13 protein-coding genes are annotated in these 13,843 nt (G+C 58.8%); 6 read left to right on the top strand and 7 right to left on the bottom strand.

Features of this window, described 5'->3' with window-relative positions:
• Positions 1-9: 9 nt before the first annotated feature.
• The gene (locus tag ACIREA_RS03250) at positions 10-1,125 is read right to left on the bottom strand and encodes a glycoside hydrolase family 75 protein (RefSeq protein ID WP_397380501.1); all 1,116 of its coding nucleotides are present in this window, start codon (positions 1,123-1,125) and stop codon (positions 10-12) included.
• Positions 1,126-1,265: 140 nt separating this feature from the next.
• On the opposite strand from ACIREA_RS03250, the gene ACIREA_RS03245 reads away from it, so the two are divergent.
• Positions 1,266-2,708, top strand: coding sequence for an apolipoprotein N-acyltransferase (locus ACIREA_RS03245; RefSeq protein ID WP_397380499.1), 1,443 nt, complete (start codon positions 1,266-1,268; stop codon positions 2,706-2,708).
• Here the strand turns inward: ACIREA_RS03245 and acs are convergent.
• Positions 2,705-4,633, bottom strand: coding sequence for an acetate--CoA ligase (gene acs, locus ACIREA_RS03240; RefSeq protein ID WP_397380525.1), 1,929 nt, complete (start codon positions 4,631-4,633; stop codon positions 2,705-2,707). The genes ACIREA_RS03245 and acs overlap by 4 nt on opposite strands.
• Positions 4,634-4,863: 230 nt before the next feature.
• Here acs and ACIREA_RS03235 point away from each other — a divergent pair, with 230 nt between their 5' ends.
• From ACIREA_RS03235 to ACIREA_RS03215, 5 genes are read left to right on the top strand one after another with little or no spacing between them, the layout of a single operon-like run.
• A complete protein-coding gene (locus tag ACIREA_RS03235) occupies positions 4,864-5,874 on the top strand; it encodes a peptidylprolyl isomerase (RefSeq protein ID WP_397380497.1) in 1,011 nt (336 codons plus the stop codon).
• Positions 5,871-6,242 carry a type II toxin-antitoxin system RelE/ParE family toxin gene (locus ACIREA_RS03230; protein WP_397380495.1) on the top strand — a complete coding sequence of 124 codons (372 nt, stop codon included), beginning with the start codon at positions 5,871-5,873 and terminating at the stop codon, positions 6,240-6,242. Before ACIREA_RS03235 ends, ACIREA_RS03230 begins: the two co-directional genes overlap by 4 nt.
• A 56-nt stretch (positions 6,243-6,298) precedes the next feature.
• A complete protein-coding gene (locus ACIREA_RS03225; RefSeq protein ID WP_397380493.1) occupies positions 6,299-7,465 on the top strand; it encodes an aminotransferase class V-fold PLP-dependent enzyme in 1,167 nt (388 codons plus the stop codon).
• 54 nt (positions 7,466-7,519) lie between these two features.
• Entirely contained in the window at positions 7,520-7,792 is a 273-nt protein-coding gene (locus tag ACIREA_RS03220; protein WP_397380491.1) for a type II toxin-antitoxin system Phd/YefM family antitoxin, read from the top strand.
• Positions 7,789-8,112, top strand: coding sequence for a type II toxin-antitoxin system RelE/ParE family toxin (locus tag ACIREA_RS03215; protein WP_397380489.1), 324 nt, complete (start codon positions 7,789-7,791; stop codon positions 8,110-8,112). Before ACIREA_RS03220 ends, ACIREA_RS03215 begins: the two co-directional genes overlap by 4 nt.
• Before the next feature lie 75 nt (positions 8,113-8,187).
• Here the strand turns inward: ACIREA_RS03215 and pheT are convergent, their stop codons facing one another.
• From pheT to rplT, 5 genes are all read right to left on the bottom strand, one after another.
• A complete protein-coding gene (pheT, locus tag ACIREA_RS03210) occupies positions 8,188-10,575 on the bottom strand; it encodes a phenylalanine--tRNA ligase subunit beta (RefSeq protein WP_397380487.1) in 2,388 nt (795 codons plus the stop codon).
• 81 nt (positions 10,576-10,656) lie between these two features.
• Positions 10,657-11,064 (bottom strand): GxxExxY protein, encoded by a 408-nt coding sequence (locus ACIREA_RS03205; RefSeq protein WP_397380485.1) that lies wholly within the window; start codon positions 11,062-11,064, stop codon positions 10,657-10,659.
• Between the two features lie 63 nt (positions 11,065-11,127).
• Complete coding sequence (gene pheS / locus ACIREA_RS03200) at positions 11,128-12,153, bottom strand: phenylalanine--tRNA ligase subunit alpha (protein ID WP_397380483.1); 1,026 nt, start codon at positions 12,151-12,153, stop codon at positions 11,128-11,130.
• A 77-nt stretch (positions 12,154-12,230) separates the two neighbouring features.
• Positions 12,231-13,088 carry a metallophosphoesterase gene (locus tag ACIREA_RS03195; RefSeq protein ID WP_397380481.1) on the bottom strand — a complete coding sequence of 286 codons (858 nt, stop codon included), beginning with the start codon at positions 13,086-13,088 and terminating at the stop codon, positions 12,231-12,233.
• A gap of 272 nt (positions 13,089-13,360) precedes the next feature.
• Positions 13,361-13,756, bottom strand: a complete 396-nt coding sequence (rplT, locus tag ACIREA_RS03190; protein WP_397380479.1) for a 50S ribosomal protein L20 — start codon at positions 13,754-13,756, stop codon at positions 13,361-13,363.
• Positions 13,757-13,843: the final 87 nt, after the last annotated feature.

Raw genomic sequence — 13,843 nt, 5'->3', positions numbered from 1 at the left:
CGGTTCGTGTTACTGCCAGGGGTGCAAAGTCGTGCTGGTGCCGAGGCCGCCGATTTCTTCCAGCAAACGGGCCACCTCGGTCTGGAAGACTGACAGGTCTGGCGCCGCCATGGCAAGCCTTGTTTGTGGAAAAATGACGTAGGTCACAGTTACATTATCCGCAGCACTGTTTCTGCCCGTGGCCTTGGGATTGATGGCTTGTGCGACCTTGAGCGAAGCCTCGCCCATTTTGGCATCACCACCGGTGTCGCCGATCACACAGGGATAGACCTTCCCACCGGAGATGACGGCCACGAAATCCCCCACCTGCACGCTGAAGGGCAGCTTCAAGCGATCAGGCCAGGTCTGCGGCACCACGATGAAAGGATCAAGACTCCCCACCAATGAGCGCCGGGTGCGCAGGTCCTCGTCGTAGTACTTAGCGCGGCGATCCAGGGCGGAAATCGTTTCCTCAAACTGCTTTTGCACCGACTGCCAGATGTAGCAGTGGTCATGAGCGGCCTCATCTGACACCTGCTTGTGGAGAGTGCGCAGCTTGGTCAGCGTGTCGGCGTAGTATTGCACAAAAGGATTGGCGGCCTGCTGACCTGCGGACTGAGCCCACGAATAGGCCAGCAGAGGCTGAAAGCTGCGCGAGATGCGTGCGTCATCATAATCCTGCAGGCGTGCGAGCCTCACGGGATCCGTGCCATCTGTGTCCACGTCCATGTCTGACTGGAAGAGCACCACTTTGCGCCCGGTGGTCGGAGCGGTGAGATGCAGCACCGTCGCGCAGTCAAAGTAATCATCCGTGCTCATGGACTCTCCCGCGGCAAGAGCGATGATCTTGGCATCATAGAACGATTTGAATTTCGGCGAGACTTCCGCAGTGCGCAGAAGTTCGGTCAATTGGGGGAGGGCCGAAGACAGCCCTGGATTGAGCTTTTCCAAGACCTCGATCTTCCTCAGCGGCTCGGGACGAATGACCGAAGCAGTCTTTTGCACTTGGAGGTAGGCAGGAGTGGCGGACTTCTTCAGCGGCAGCGGTTCACTCGTACCCTCGACCCATTCGGGCAGGCCCGCGGCGCGCTCCTGCGGCGGCGGCTGCTGCTTGGAGCAGCCGAAGAAAGGAAGGATGGAGAGCATCAGCAAAAAGGTGCGCAGCAGGATCATTAGAATGATGGGGATGAGGAAGGCATGCTTCGATCTATTTGCCGCCCACGTCGAAGCAAAAAGGGAGGCTCCTCAATGTGACGCGAGAGGCATGGCAGCGCTGATGGTCGTGAATGGGGCTTGCACATAAGGGCGGCATTTTCATAAGCTGGCGTTTCATGGAGCATGCGAACCGAATCCTTCTGCTGGTGGCCAGTGCGGTCGGGTATGCGTTTGCGTTTCCTCCGTTCGGCTGGTGGCCGCTGGCTCTTCTCAGTGTGGGGGTGCTAGTCGGCTTTCTTCGCACTGCGCTTCCCATGCACGGACTTGTCGCAGGATTCGGATGGGGCATGCTGGCCTTTGGCATCGGCCTGTCTTGGATCTGGAACATCTTCGGCCCGCTCAGCATTCTCCTCTGGGGCATACTGGCAGTGTTTCCAGCAGTGTTCGGTTGGCTGGTTTGCATGGCACAGCAGCGCGGCATCAAAACAGGCTGGCCTCTGGCTCTGTTCATTGCACTTGCCTGGACCGGCACAGAATTTGTGCGCTGCGAACTCATGCCGCTGAAGTTTCCATGGATGAATCTCGGGCTCGCGCTCGAACCCTGGCCACTAGCCTCGTGGATCGGAGTATATGGGCTGGGGTTCGTGGCGGCTTGGATGATGGCGGCGCTCGTCACGCGTCGCTTCCGGCTTGCCGCGCTGCTGATGACGGGCACCCTGCTGGGAGGGCTCATGGAACTCACACCGTTTAAGAGCTTTGGCTTCCCCGTGACCATCATCCAGGCGGAGACGGCACCTCTAAACACCTACCTCGAACTATCCCGTCAGGCTCCCGCCCACACCCGGCTGATCGTGTGGCCGGAATATGCCGTGCCGAAGGATGTGCGGCTTTCGGACGCCGGCGAACTGACTGCCATCCAGGATCTCACGATCAGTTCCAAAGCATTGCTTGTTTTTGGCACGCAAACACGGCTGGGAGGCGCTAAGTGGCAGAACACCGCACTTGCGATCAATGACGGCGTCATCATCGGCGAACATGGCAAAAACCACACCGTGCACTTGTTCGATGATGGGGAGCGCGGACCAACGGCGGCGGCCTTCGCAGCAACCCTTGGTGAGGATGCGATCGAGCCGCCCTTCCGCGGAAAAATCGGCACTCCAATCTGTTTCGACTGCGACTTCCAAGATGTCGTGCGGCGAATGGTGCTGGATGGCGCCCAGTTTCTCGCGGTTCCCTCCATGGACGCGGCCTCATGGTCGGCTAAGCAGCACATTCAGCATGCGCAGCTGTTCCGCCTGCGATCTGCGGAAAACCGGCGCTGCATGGTTGTGGCCGCCTCCTCGGGTGTCTCGCAAATCATTGATGAAAACGGTCGCACCACCGCTTCGCTCGGGGCCATGCAGCAGGGCGTGCTCAGTGGCACCATCTCATCGATCAGCGAACTTGCCCCCTTCACCCGCTGGGGCTGGTTAACCCCTTGGATCGCGCTGGCAGCACTCTCGATCTGGACCGTCTGGCTGCTGGCATTTTCAAAACCGAAAATGCCGCAGCCAGCCGATGTCAGTTTGAATTAATCTTCCCCACCCGCAGCCAGCTGCGCAATGACGTTGATGTCTTCCAGCGTGGTCGTGTCGCCCTTGATCAGTTCGCCGGCGGCGATCTGCTTCAAGAGGCGGCGCATGATCTTGCCTGAGCGCGTCTTCGGCAGTGCCGCAGCAAAGCGGACCTCGTCCGGCGTGGCCACGGGACCGATGACCTTGCGGACGTGCTTCTTCAGCTCTTCGGCGAGATCGCGGTTGGAGGTAATACCTTCCTTCACGGTCACAAAGCACACGACTCCCTGGCCCTTCATCTCGTCAGGGCGGCCCACCACAGCGGCTTCCGCCACGGCAGGATGGGACACAAGCGCGCTTTCCACTTCGGCGGTGCCGAGGCGATGACCGGCCACGTTGAGCACGTCGTCGATACGGCCGATGATCCAGAAATTGCCCTGCTTGTCACGGCGGGCTCCGTCACCAGCGAAGTACCAGCCTTTGAACTCGCTCCAGTAGGCTTCCTGATATCGCGCTTTGTCGCCCCAGATGCCCCGCAGCATGGAAGGCCATGGCTTGCGGATGACCAGCTTGCCCTGCTCATTGACGCCGACCTCTTTGCCAAGGTCATCAACGATGGCGGCATCCACCCCGAAGAACGGCAGCGTGGCGGTGCCAGGCGTGGTCGGTGTGGCACCCGGGATCGGCGTGATCATGTGGCCGCCGGTTTCAGTCTGCCACCAGGTGTCAACGATGGGGCATTTGCCGCCGCCGACCTTGTTGTGATACCACATCCACGCTTCTGGATTGATCGGCTCACCCACGGTGCCAAGCAGGCGAAGGCTGCTGAGGTCATGCTTCTTCAGCCACTCGTCACCCCACTTCATGAAGGCGCGGATCGCCGTCGGAGCGGTGTAGAACACCGTCACGGCGTATTCTTCGATGATTTTCCAGAAGCGGTCATTCTCAGGCCAGTTCGGTGCACCTTCAAACATGAGCGAGGTGGCACCCAATGCGAGCGGACCATAGACCATGTAGGTGTGTCCGGTCACCCAGCCGATGTCGGCGGTGCACCAGTAGACATCGTCGTCGCGCAGATCGAAGACGTATTTGCAGGTCATCTGCGCGTGCAGCAAATAGCCGCCCGTGGTGTGCAGAATGCCCTTCGGCTTGCCAGTGCTGCCGCTGGTGTAAAGAATGAATAAAGGCGACTCCGCATCCATCGCGGCCGCAGCGCAGCGTGCGTCCACGTATTCGAGTTCGCGGTGCCACCAGACGTCGCGGCCTTCTTCGATATGAATGTCCTGACCTGTGCGGCGATAAACGATCACCGTCTCCACGGGCGTGTCCTTGGCCTTGAGCGCGTCATCCACATTCTTCTTCAATGGCACCACGGCACCACGGCGGTAGCCGCCATCGGCGGTGATGATGATCTTCGCGCCGCAGTCCAGCACGCGATCCTTGATCGACTCGGCGCTGAAGCCGCCGAAGATCACGCTGTGCATCGCGCCGATGCGGGTGCAGGCCAGCATGGCAATGGCTGCCTCAGGGATCATCGGCATGTAAATGATGACGCGGTCGCCCTTCTTGACCTTGTGGCGCTTGAGCACGTTGGCAAAGCGGCACACTTCGCGGTGCAACTGCTGGTAGGTGAGCACACGCTTCTCTCCGGGTTCGCCTTCCCAGATCAGGGCGGCCTTGGTCTTGCGCGGGCCGTCCAGATGGCGGTCGAGGCAGTTTTCGCTGACGTTCAGCTTGCCGCCGATGAACCACTTGGCGTTCGGGCACTTCCAGTCGAGCACCTTGGTGAAGGGCTTGGTCCAGTGCAGTTCCTTGGCCTCACGTCCGAAGAACTTGTCGGGATGCTTGATCGACTCCTCATGCATCTTCTTGTACTGCGCCATCGAGCTGATACGGGCCTTCTTGGAAAACTCAGCGCTCGGCTTGAACACCCGGCTTTCAGTCATCAGGGATTTGGAATTGCTGGCTGCCTTGGGGGCGGTTTTGGCAGCTTTCTTGGGGGAGGATTTGGCGGCGGCTTTCTTGCTCATGGCGGGTTGGGGTCGGCGATTGGGAGGCGCAGAGTAGAAACCGGAGCCGCCCGCGTGCAAGGTGAAGCTGCATCTACACGCACCTGACAGGCGAACTTCACCTTGCCACAGCGGCCCCAAGCCTTACGATAAGCTCCTCATTTGTCATGATTCCCCTGCGCATAAGCCTGTTCGCCCTCCTCTCCGCCTGCTCCAGCGTCCTCGCCCAGCAGTACTCCAACAGCATTGCGGCTGTCGTCGATGGCATCCCCATCGCCTCTTCTGAAGTGGAGGAAACCATCAAGGCCCAGGAACAGGTCATCCAGTTTCAGTTCCGCAATGACCCGGCGCGCATCAAAAAAGAAATCGCCCTCCTGCGCCAGGGAGCCATCGAAACGCTGATCGACCGTGAAATCCTGCTCGCCGAGTTCCGTAAAATCGGCGGTGTCATCAAGGCCCAGTACGTCGATGACGACATCAACGGCATCATTCGGGAAAGCTTCAAGGGCAACCGTGACGCCTTCGTCGATGAACTGACCAGGGGTGGAATGACCGTTAAAAAGTTCCGCGAGCTGCGCGAGAAAATGGTCATCATGAATGTCATGCGTGCGCGCAATTCTGGCGACCACCCACCTGCCACCCCCCGCGAAGTTCAGGAGTACTACGACAAAAACGTGGATAAATGGCGCGAAGGAGATCAGATCAAAATCTCCACCATCACCATCTCCAAGTTCACCGGCGAACCCGGTTCCACCCCGGACAAGCAGCAAAAATTCGCCCAGGAGCTGCGCACCAGAATCCTTCAAGGCACCGATTTTGCCAAAGTGGCGAAAACAAATTCACAAGACAGCCATGCCGAAAATGGCGGTGCCTGGGACTGGATGGCCAAGACCGACCTGATGCCCGCCATCGCCAATGCCGCCATGGAACTTAAAACCGGCGGCGTCAGCCCGGTTCTCGACCTGGAGTCCAATTTCATCATTGTCTCCTGCGATGCCAAAAAGCTCGGTGCCGCCCCGGACATCGAAAAGCTGCGCCCGGAAATCGAAAAAATGATCAACCAGGAAAAATCCAAGGGCAACATCGACAAGTGGATGGAAAACGTGCGTAAAAAGCACGTCATCAAACGCTACAAGACCTCCAACGCCCCGCTCGCTCCTATCCCTGCCGCACCATGATCCAGATCGTTTTCAATGACATCAGCGCCGCCGAGCTCTCCCACCTGCCCACCCAGGTGCAGTTTCATCTGCTGGAAGCGCTGAACATTCAGCCCGCCGATATCGACGAGACGATCCTCGCCAAACGCTATGGCGTCCTCGAACGCGGCGGCAAAAAACTCTACCGCTGCCGTGCTGGCGACCACCGCATCTATTTCGCCGTGGTCGATGGCAATGTGAGCGTGCACCGCGTGCTGCACAAAAACACCCTCACCGATTTCCTCTTCCGCAGCAATCTGCCCGGTGGCGGCGAAGACGAGGCCCTGAGCCAGTCCAAAAGCTTTTGGCACCTCATCGATGAAGGTGCCAAGACCTTGAAGGTCGCCTAGCCAGCCTGGATGGCAAATTCCTCACCCAGGGTCATGCGGCATTCGTTGTATTAGCCATGCTCACTCTCGATGCCCTCTTGTCCGATGAAGCCCTGCGTCAGCAGGAGTTTCCAGTGATCAAGGACAGCCTGTTCCTCGCCCACGCCGGCGTCACCATCCTGCCGCGCCGCGTCACACGCACGATGCAGGAATACCTGGAGCAATGCTGCCTGCGCATGCAGGAGTATCCTGAGGCATGGAAAGCGGTGAACGAAACACGCGTCGTTGCCGCCGAATTGATCGGTGCCAAGGCCAGCGAAATCGCTCTCATCGGCCCGACCTCCGTCGGCCTCAGCTTGGTGGCTAATGGTCTGCCCTGGCAGGCCGGTGACGAAGTCGTCTGCTACCTCGACGATTATCCCGCCAACGTCTACCCCTGGACCGACCTCGAACGCCATGGCGTCGTTTTAAAACGCCTCCAGCCCGCTGCCCCCGGTGAGATCACCCCCGAACTCGTCGAGGCGGCCCTCACGCCCAAAACCAAACTCGTCGCCCTCGCCTCCTGCCATTTCCTCAGCGGTTACCGGATCGAAATCGACCGCATCGGCCGCATGCTGCGTGAGCGTGGCATCCTCTTCTGCCTCGATGCCATCCAAACAGTGGGCGCCTTCGAGACCCGCGTCGACCACGTCGATTTCCTCTCCGCCGACTCCCACAAATGGATGCTCGGCCCCATGAGCGCCGGCATCTTTTACGTGCGCGAAGAACTGCAGGACATGCTCCGCCCCAGCCTCCTCGGCTCCTGGAACGTCCGCAGCCCCAACTTCATCGCGCAGGAAGAGATCGCCTTCGAGCGCGGTGGTCGTCGCTACGAACCCGGTGCCCTCAACATCTCCGGCATCCTCGGCATGAAAGCCGGCATCGACTTGATTCAAGAAGTCGGCCTCACCGCCATCAGCGCCCAGCTTTTAAAGCTCAAAGCCCGCCTCCATGCCGGACTCCAGCCACTGGGATTCACCTTCCTCGGCCCCGATCCGCGCAGCATCAACGCCTCCTGCATCACCACCGTGCAGCACCCCCAGCGTTCGTTGGCGGACATCTCCGCACATTTCACCGCCCACAACATCACCACCTCCCTGCGCCACAACCGCGCCGGACAGCCCCTCCTCCGCTTCAGCCCCCACTTCTACAACACCGAAGCCGAGATGGACCGCGTGGCAAAGGTGATTGCTGAGGTGCCCTGACCAGCCATCGAATAGGCGCTGGATTCGCATGGAATTCCATGTTTATTCAACTCCATGTTCCAGCTCGAAGACATCCATCCGCTAACCGATTTTCAGCGCAACGCCAAGAGCCACCTGATTCGGGTGAATAAAACCGGTCGCCCAGAGGTGCTGACTGTCAACGGTCGTGCTGAGGCCGTATTGGTCGGGCGAAAGGCTTATGAGAAAATGCAGGACGCGATGGAGGAACTGGCCAGTATCAAATCCATTCAAACCAGCCTCGATCAGATGGCCGCTGGCAAAACCATATCCGCCAAGACCGTTCATCAGCGATTGCGCGAACTATGAGCTTCGCAGTTGAATACACGCCGCATGCGCAAAGCGAATTAGAGGATGTTTATCTGTGGATCAAAGCCCGCATGCCAATTTCTGCTGCCCGCTGGCGGGACGATCTGATCGCCAAGGTGGAATCCCTCGCATCCGATCCTGATCGCCATCGTCTGGCTCCCGAAAGCCGCAGATTCCCGGTTGAGATTCGCCAGCTGCTTTTTCGCAAACATCGCAGCCAGTTCCGCATCCTCTTCATCATCTCAGGTAAACGTGTCGTCATTCTATCGGTGCGTCATCATTCACGCAGACCGCTGGAGGAAGGCGATTTGCCGGTTTGATTCAGATCACAAGTCATCAGCACCGACCTGCCACCGCGATTATTGCGATGGCAGTTGATCACTATCAAGCAACTCCTACCGCCTCACCGTCGCCGGCAACGTCTTCTCCAGCGCCGTGAGGATCGCCGTATGCGCGGCATCCACCTCAGCAGTTTCGAGGGTCTTCTCTGCGGACCGATAAGTCAGCGTCCAGGCGATAGATTTGCGGTCCTTCGCCATCTTGGTTCCTGACGGATCAGCGAAGACGTCGAAGACTTCAGCGCCCACAAACAACGGATGCTTCTGGGACGCAAAGAAAGCGGCCACCTTGGCGTGCGGAAGATCCGCAGGGACTTCCATGGCGACGTCACGCGTCATGCCTGGGAAGCGCGGAAGCTCCTCAAACTTCGTCGGACCGGTGCTGCCCTGACGCAGAGCGCTGAGCAGCAGTTCGGCAACATACACAGGATGACGAGCATTGATTTCACGCGCACGTGCAGGATGCAATTGCGCGATCCAGCCGAGGATGCGGTTCCCGGCACGCAGTTCGCTGGTCAGAAGGTAGTTGGCGCTGTTCTCCTTCACCGGACGCACTTCGAGCGGCGTGCGCGTGAGGTTTTGGATCTGCCCCACCAGTTCATGAATGTCAGCAGCCTGCGGCTCGCGGCCATGCCAGCTCGTCGGAGACACGGGGCCGCTGAGAAGCACGGCGAGGCGCTCCTCTTCACGGCTGCCGCCTTTCGGCAAAGTGAGGAAAACGCGACCCAGTTCGAAGAAGCGCAGGCGATGCAATCCCTGCCGGATGTTGAGCGCCGCTGTGGCGACAAGACCCGGGACAATGCTCGGGCGCAGCGTGGTATGATCCTCACTGAGCGGGTTTTTAACCGCCACACCCTGCCCACCACCGAGACTGTCGGCGAGCTGTGCATCCGCAATCAGGCGCAGCGTTTGCGCTTCGAAGAAGCCGCGCGCTGCAAGCGACTGCCGCAGGTTCATCGCGAAATCATAGGTGCGGTCAGCCGCTTCGACCGGCGATGCGACGGCAACCTGACGTGACGGCACGCGATCCAGGCCGATCACGCGGGCGATTTCCTCCATGAGATCAACCGGACGCTGCAGGTCCAAACGATAGCTAGGAATGACCCAATGACTCTCGTCCTTGCCTGCGGACTTTTGGGCAAGTCCAAGCTTCGTGAGAATGGCGTGAATTTCATCGCCCGCCATATCAGGCGTCCCGAGCAGCCTGCGCGCACGGTTTTCATCCAGCGTCACTTCACCCACCAGTGTGGGGGCTTGACCAATGGCGAGCGTATCTTCGTCGGCCGTGCCACCGGCGATTTCTAGGATCAATTTCGTGGCGAGTTCCGAACCACCCTGCACCTGCTGTGGATCAATGCCACGCTCAAAGCGGTAGCTGCTGTCACTGCTCAGGCCGAGACGGCGTGAGGTGCGGCGGATGCCGCTAGGTGCAAAGTAGGCACTTTCGAGCAGAACATTGACGGTGGTTTCCGTGACACCGGTTTCCTCACCTCCCATGACTCCGGCGATGGCTACCGGATGTCCGTCGGCAATGACAAGATCGTCGGGTTGCAGCACGTAGGTCAGGCCGTCGAGTGCGAGCATTTTTTCTCCTTCGACTGCCATGCGCACGCAGATGCCGCCATGGAGCTTGTCGTAATCGAAGCAGTGCAATGACTGGCCCATTTCCATCATGACGAAGTTGGTGATATCAACGATACTGTTGATCGGGCGCAGACCGATGCTTTCGAGCCGACGACGCAGCCACTCAGGGCTGGGGCCGACTTTGACCCCTTTGATAAGACGTGCGGTGTAAAGGGGGCATGCCTCCTTCGCATCCAGTTTCAAAGTGGCATCATTCTTTTTGAGCTGCGTCGTCGTCGTGTTATAGTCACGCTCGCCTTTCAGCGGCAGACCGGTGAGTGCAGCCAGTTCGCGGGCAAGCCCCAGATGGCTGAGAAGATCAGGGCGGTTCGGCGTGATCTCCAGATCAAACAGCACGTCGGCAGGATTGAGCTGGTTGAAGGGCGTGCCGACCGGTGAATCCGCCGCCATGATGAGCAGGCCGCCGGTGTCCTCGCCAATACCAAGTTCCTTGCCGCTGCACAACATGCCGAGTGAATCGACCCCGCGCAGCTTGCCTTCCTTGATGGCGAATCCGCCGGGCAAAACAGCCCCCGGCAGCGCGAGAGGAACCTTGTCCCCCGCTTTGAAATTCTTCGCACCACAGACGATCTGACGCAGCGTGCCGCTGCCGTCATCCACCTGACACACGCTGAGCTTGTCAGCATTCGGATGCTGCTCAAAAGACTGAATCTGCGCCACGACGACCTTGTCGGTCGCAACTCCGCGTTCTTCAATGCCTTCGACTTCAACACCCGCGAAGGTGAGGAGATCAGAAAGCTGCGGGACGGTGTAGGAACTCAGGTCAAGATGAGTGCTGAGCCAGGAGAGGGAAACTTGCATGATGCGGAGCGGGGTTGGACAGGATTAACAGGATGACAAAATTGATCAGGATTAACGCGATGTATGGCGGAGCACCGTTCACTAAGCCACGGTCTGGAGTTGCGATTTGGTTCGGTAAGTTCGGAACTTATGGCGCCAGTCGAGACTCTTGGAGCCAAAGTTAATGATGAGGCCATCTTCGATGCCGGTGGTAGCCAGATAGTTCACCGTTTGAGTTTCATGCATCTTGGAAATTGCCTCACAGGATTTGAGTTCCAACAACAGTCTCAGATCCCCTGCGGCGATGATGATGTCTGCTTCAAACTTTCCGACCAGCTTGCCTTTATAGAAAACATTCAACGGCACATTGGACTCAAATCCAAGGCCAGACTCGGCAAGCTCGATCTCCATCGCACGATGATACACCGACTCCAAAAACCCAGGACCCAGCTCACGATGGATGCCCATCGCCATGCCAATCACCTGGTGTGTCAATTCATCGATCGTCATCAATCGTCCCTAGGTTAATCCTGAAATTCTGGAATCTTGTAAATCCTGTCAAAAGCAGCTTCCTCACGCCGCAAACTGCTGCAGAAACCGCACATCATTCTCAATGAGATGCCGGATGTCAGTGATGCCATGCATGATCATGGCCAGGCGGTCGAGCCCAAGACCAAAGGCAAAGCCCGTGGTGGTCTCCGGATCGAAAAGGTTGTCGCCACGTGCTTTGTTGATCTCAGCGAAAACAGCCGGATCAACCATTCCGCAGCCCGCGATTTCAATCCAGCGCGCGTCCTTGCCCTTCGCTTCGAGCTTCACATCAATTTCAAAGCTTGGCTCCGTGAACGGGAAGAAGTGCGGACGGAAACGCACCGCCGTGCCGACACCGAAGATCTCGCGGAAGAAGTATTCCAGCGTGCCTTTGAGATCGCCGAGGCTGACGTCCTGATTCACATAAAGACCTTCCAGCTGGTTGAAGACACTGAGATGCGTGGCGTCGATTTCATCCCGGCGATAAGCCGCCCCCGGCGCAATGATGCGGATCGGCAGCGCCTTGGCAGCCTCCATGGTGCGAACCTGCACGCTGGACGTATGCGTGCGCAGCAGGCGGCCATCAGGAAGATAGAAGGTGTCCTTCTCGTTGCGTGCCGGATGGTCAGCAGGCGTGTTCAGCGCATCAAAGCAATGCCACTCCGTTTCAATCTCCGGCCCTTCAGCCAAGGCGAAGCCCATGCGGCGAAGCGTGCGGATGGCGAGATCACGAATCTGCGTCAGCGGATGCAGCGCGCCAACGCCAGCTCCCGGACGCCCCGGCAGCGTGATGTCTATGCCCTCCACAGCCTTCGCATCCTGTGCGGCTTGCAGCGCGAGTTTCTTCGTGTCGATGCCTTCCGTGATGGCGGTGCGCACTTCGTTAAGCTTCGCGCCGACCTCTTTTTTCTGCTCCACCGGCACATCCTTCATGCCCTGGCTGAGAGCGGTGACACTGCCTTTCTTGCCCAGAAAGTTCACCCGCACAGCTTCGAGGGCGGATTCATCCTGCGCAGCTTCAAGGGCGGCAAGGGCTGCGGTTTTGAGAGAGTCGAGTTCGGAAAGCATGGAACCGGCCACTTAGCTGCGACATGGCCCGCATGCAACTGTTGGAACCACCCGGCCCCCTCTAGAAAATCACACGCTCACGCCCTCAGCAGTTCCGGACTGCGCAGCGTCAGCTCCGTCACCTCGGGCGGACAGCCAATGCGCAGCGGTACTCCCACGCAGCCGATGCCGCGGTTCACATACATCTGCAGCCCACCCACCTCGTAGCGCCCGGCGAGGTACTTTTTGCCAAACTTGGCGCGACGCAGAGACATCGGCGTCTTGCCACGGAAGACGAGCTGCCCGCCATGCGTGTGCCCGGAAATTTGCAGCGCCTTCACACCGGCCGCAGCGATTGTGTCAGCAGCATCCGGCTCATGCATCATCAGCACCAGCGGCTGGTGCTGCTTCCAGTCCTGCAGCGTTTTACGCACATCAGGTTTGTTCACATACCTGGAGTCAAACCCGCCGAGCACCAGCGTCCCGTTATCCGTATGAATGCGACGAATCTCATTGCGCAGCACCGGAATATTTCGCTCTGTGAGCGCCCGGATGACCTCAGGGGCACCACTGGCGAAATCATGGTTGCCCAGGCTGGCATACACGCCGTAGGGCGCTGTGAGTTGGGAGAGCAGTTCCGCCACCTTCGGTGCAGGACGCGCAGTATGGGTGACAAAATCACCCGTCAAAGCCACCATGTCTGGCAGCAAGGAATTGCAAACCTCCACACTGTGCAAAATGTCCTCCTCCGTGGTGAAGGGCTCCAGATGCAAATCACTCAATTGGGCGATGCGAAAACCATCCATTGCAGGCGGCAGCCCGGGAACCATAATTTCCACCTTCTCAACCAGCAGCTTCTGCTTTCTCTCACGTGCGAATGCGGGCGATGCGGCACCAACTGCGGCCAGAACAGTGAGCTGGCGCAGAATGCTTCGACGGGAGTAAGGTGCGGACATGATGGATCAGCAGGCTGGCTCGATGAGAGCGTGAACGCGCATCTCATGATACGCAGGGGGATGGAGGAACGACGTGCAGAAAGCCACGTCTTCTTCAAGCACTCGTGCTGGGGAAAAGCCGTGCATTGATTAATGACCGACAGTTCGCCTAAAAGTTCAAAAAAACAACCCATTCAAGGACTCCACATCCCTTGCCCGGTGTGACGCGGGCACAACAAAACAGCCGGAGCTTGCGCCCCGGCTGTTGAGAATCTTGTAGGTTCCGTTGTAGCTTACGCTGCTGCGGTTTCCTTCGGCGCTTCGGCGGCCTTCTTTTCCAGCGCGGCCTTGGCCTGCTGAACGAGAGCTTCGATGGCGGCGATGTCTTTGACAGCGAGGTCCGCGAGGACTTTGCGGTCAAGGTCGATACCAGCGAACTTGAGGCCTTCCATGAAACGGGAATAGCTCAAGCCGAGAGGACGGGTGGCGGCGTTGATGCGCTGCACCCACAGGTTGCGGAAGCTGCGCTTCTTGGCCTTGCGGTCACGAGTTGCGTAGGTTTCGGCTTTACGGACGGCGTCCTTCGCATAGCGGAAATGCGTGGAACGGAAGCCGCGGTAACCTTTGGCTTTTGCCAGCACGCGCTTACGGCGCTTCCGGCTGGCGGGGGAGTTGGTGGCTCTTGACATGTATCTTTCTCTATGATCAGGCTGTTGTTTGGGTAGCGATGGCTTGCCTCACCTGGTCGAAGGCCTCCAGAGGGAAGCCAGGCAAGT

This window comes from Prosthecobacter sp. (genome assembly GCF_044373815.1).
GTDB lineage: Bacteria > Verrucomicrobiota > Verrucomicrobiia > Verrucomicrobiales > Verrucomicrobiaceae > Prosthecobacter.
This window is presented reverse-complemented; position numbering and strand designations above follow the sequence as displayed.

What these genes read in the sequence shown, in the direction of transcription:
- ACIREA_RS03250 (WP_397380501.1), bottom strand. Translation starts at nt 1,125, where the DNA reads ATGCTCTCCATCCTTCCTTTCTTCGGCTGCTCCAAGCAGCAGCCGCCG.
- ACIREA_RS03245 (WP_397380499.1), top strand. Translation starts at nt 1,266, where the DNA reads ATGGGGCTTGCACATAAGGGCGGCATTTTCATAAGCTGGCGTTTCATG.
- acs (WP_397380525.1), bottom strand. Translation starts at nt 4,633, where the DNA reads ATGACTGAAAGCCGGGTGTTCAAGCCGAGCGCTGAGTTTTCCAAGAAG.
- ACIREA_RS03235 (WP_397380497.1), top strand. Translation starts at nt 4,864, where the DNA reads ATGATTCCCCTGCGCATAAGCCTGTTCGCCCTCCTCTCCGCCTGCTCC.
- ACIREA_RS03230 (WP_397380495.1), top strand. Translation starts at nt 5,871, where the DNA reads ATGATCCAGATCGTTTTCAATGACATCAGCGCCGCCGAGCTCTCCCAC.
- ACIREA_RS03225 (WP_397380493.1), top strand. Translation starts at nt 6,299, where the DNA reads ATGCTCACTCTCGATGCCCTCTTGTCCGATGAAGCCCTGCGTCAGCAG.
- ACIREA_RS03220 (WP_397380491.1), top strand. Translation starts at nt 7,520, where the DNA reads ATGTTCCAGCTCGAAGACATCCATCCGCTAACCGATTTTCAGCGCAAC.
- ACIREA_RS03215 (WP_397380489.1), top strand. Translation starts at nt 7,789, where the DNA reads ATGAGCTTCGCAGTTGAATACACGCCGCATGCGCAAAGCGAATTAGAG.
- pheT (WP_397380487.1), bottom strand. Translation starts at nt 10,575, where the DNA reads ATGCAAGTTTCCCTCTCCTGGCTCAGCACTCATCTTGACCTGAGTTCC.
- ACIREA_RS03205 (WP_397380485.1), bottom strand. Translation starts at nt 11,064, where the DNA reads ATGACGATCGATGAATTGACACACCAGGTGATTGGCATGGCGATGGGC.
- pheS (WP_397380483.1), bottom strand. Translation starts at nt 12,153, where the DNA reads ATGCTTTCCGAACTCGACTCTCTCAAAACCGCAGCCCTTGCCGCCCTT.
- ACIREA_RS03195 (WP_397380481.1), bottom strand. Translation starts at nt 13,088, where the DNA reads ATGTCCGCACCTTACTCCCGTCGAAGCATTCTGCGCCAGCTCACTGTT.
- rplT (WP_397380479.1), bottom strand. Translation starts at nt 13,756, where the DNA reads ATGTCAAGAGCCACCAACTCCCCCGCCAGCCGGAAGCGCCGTAAGCGC.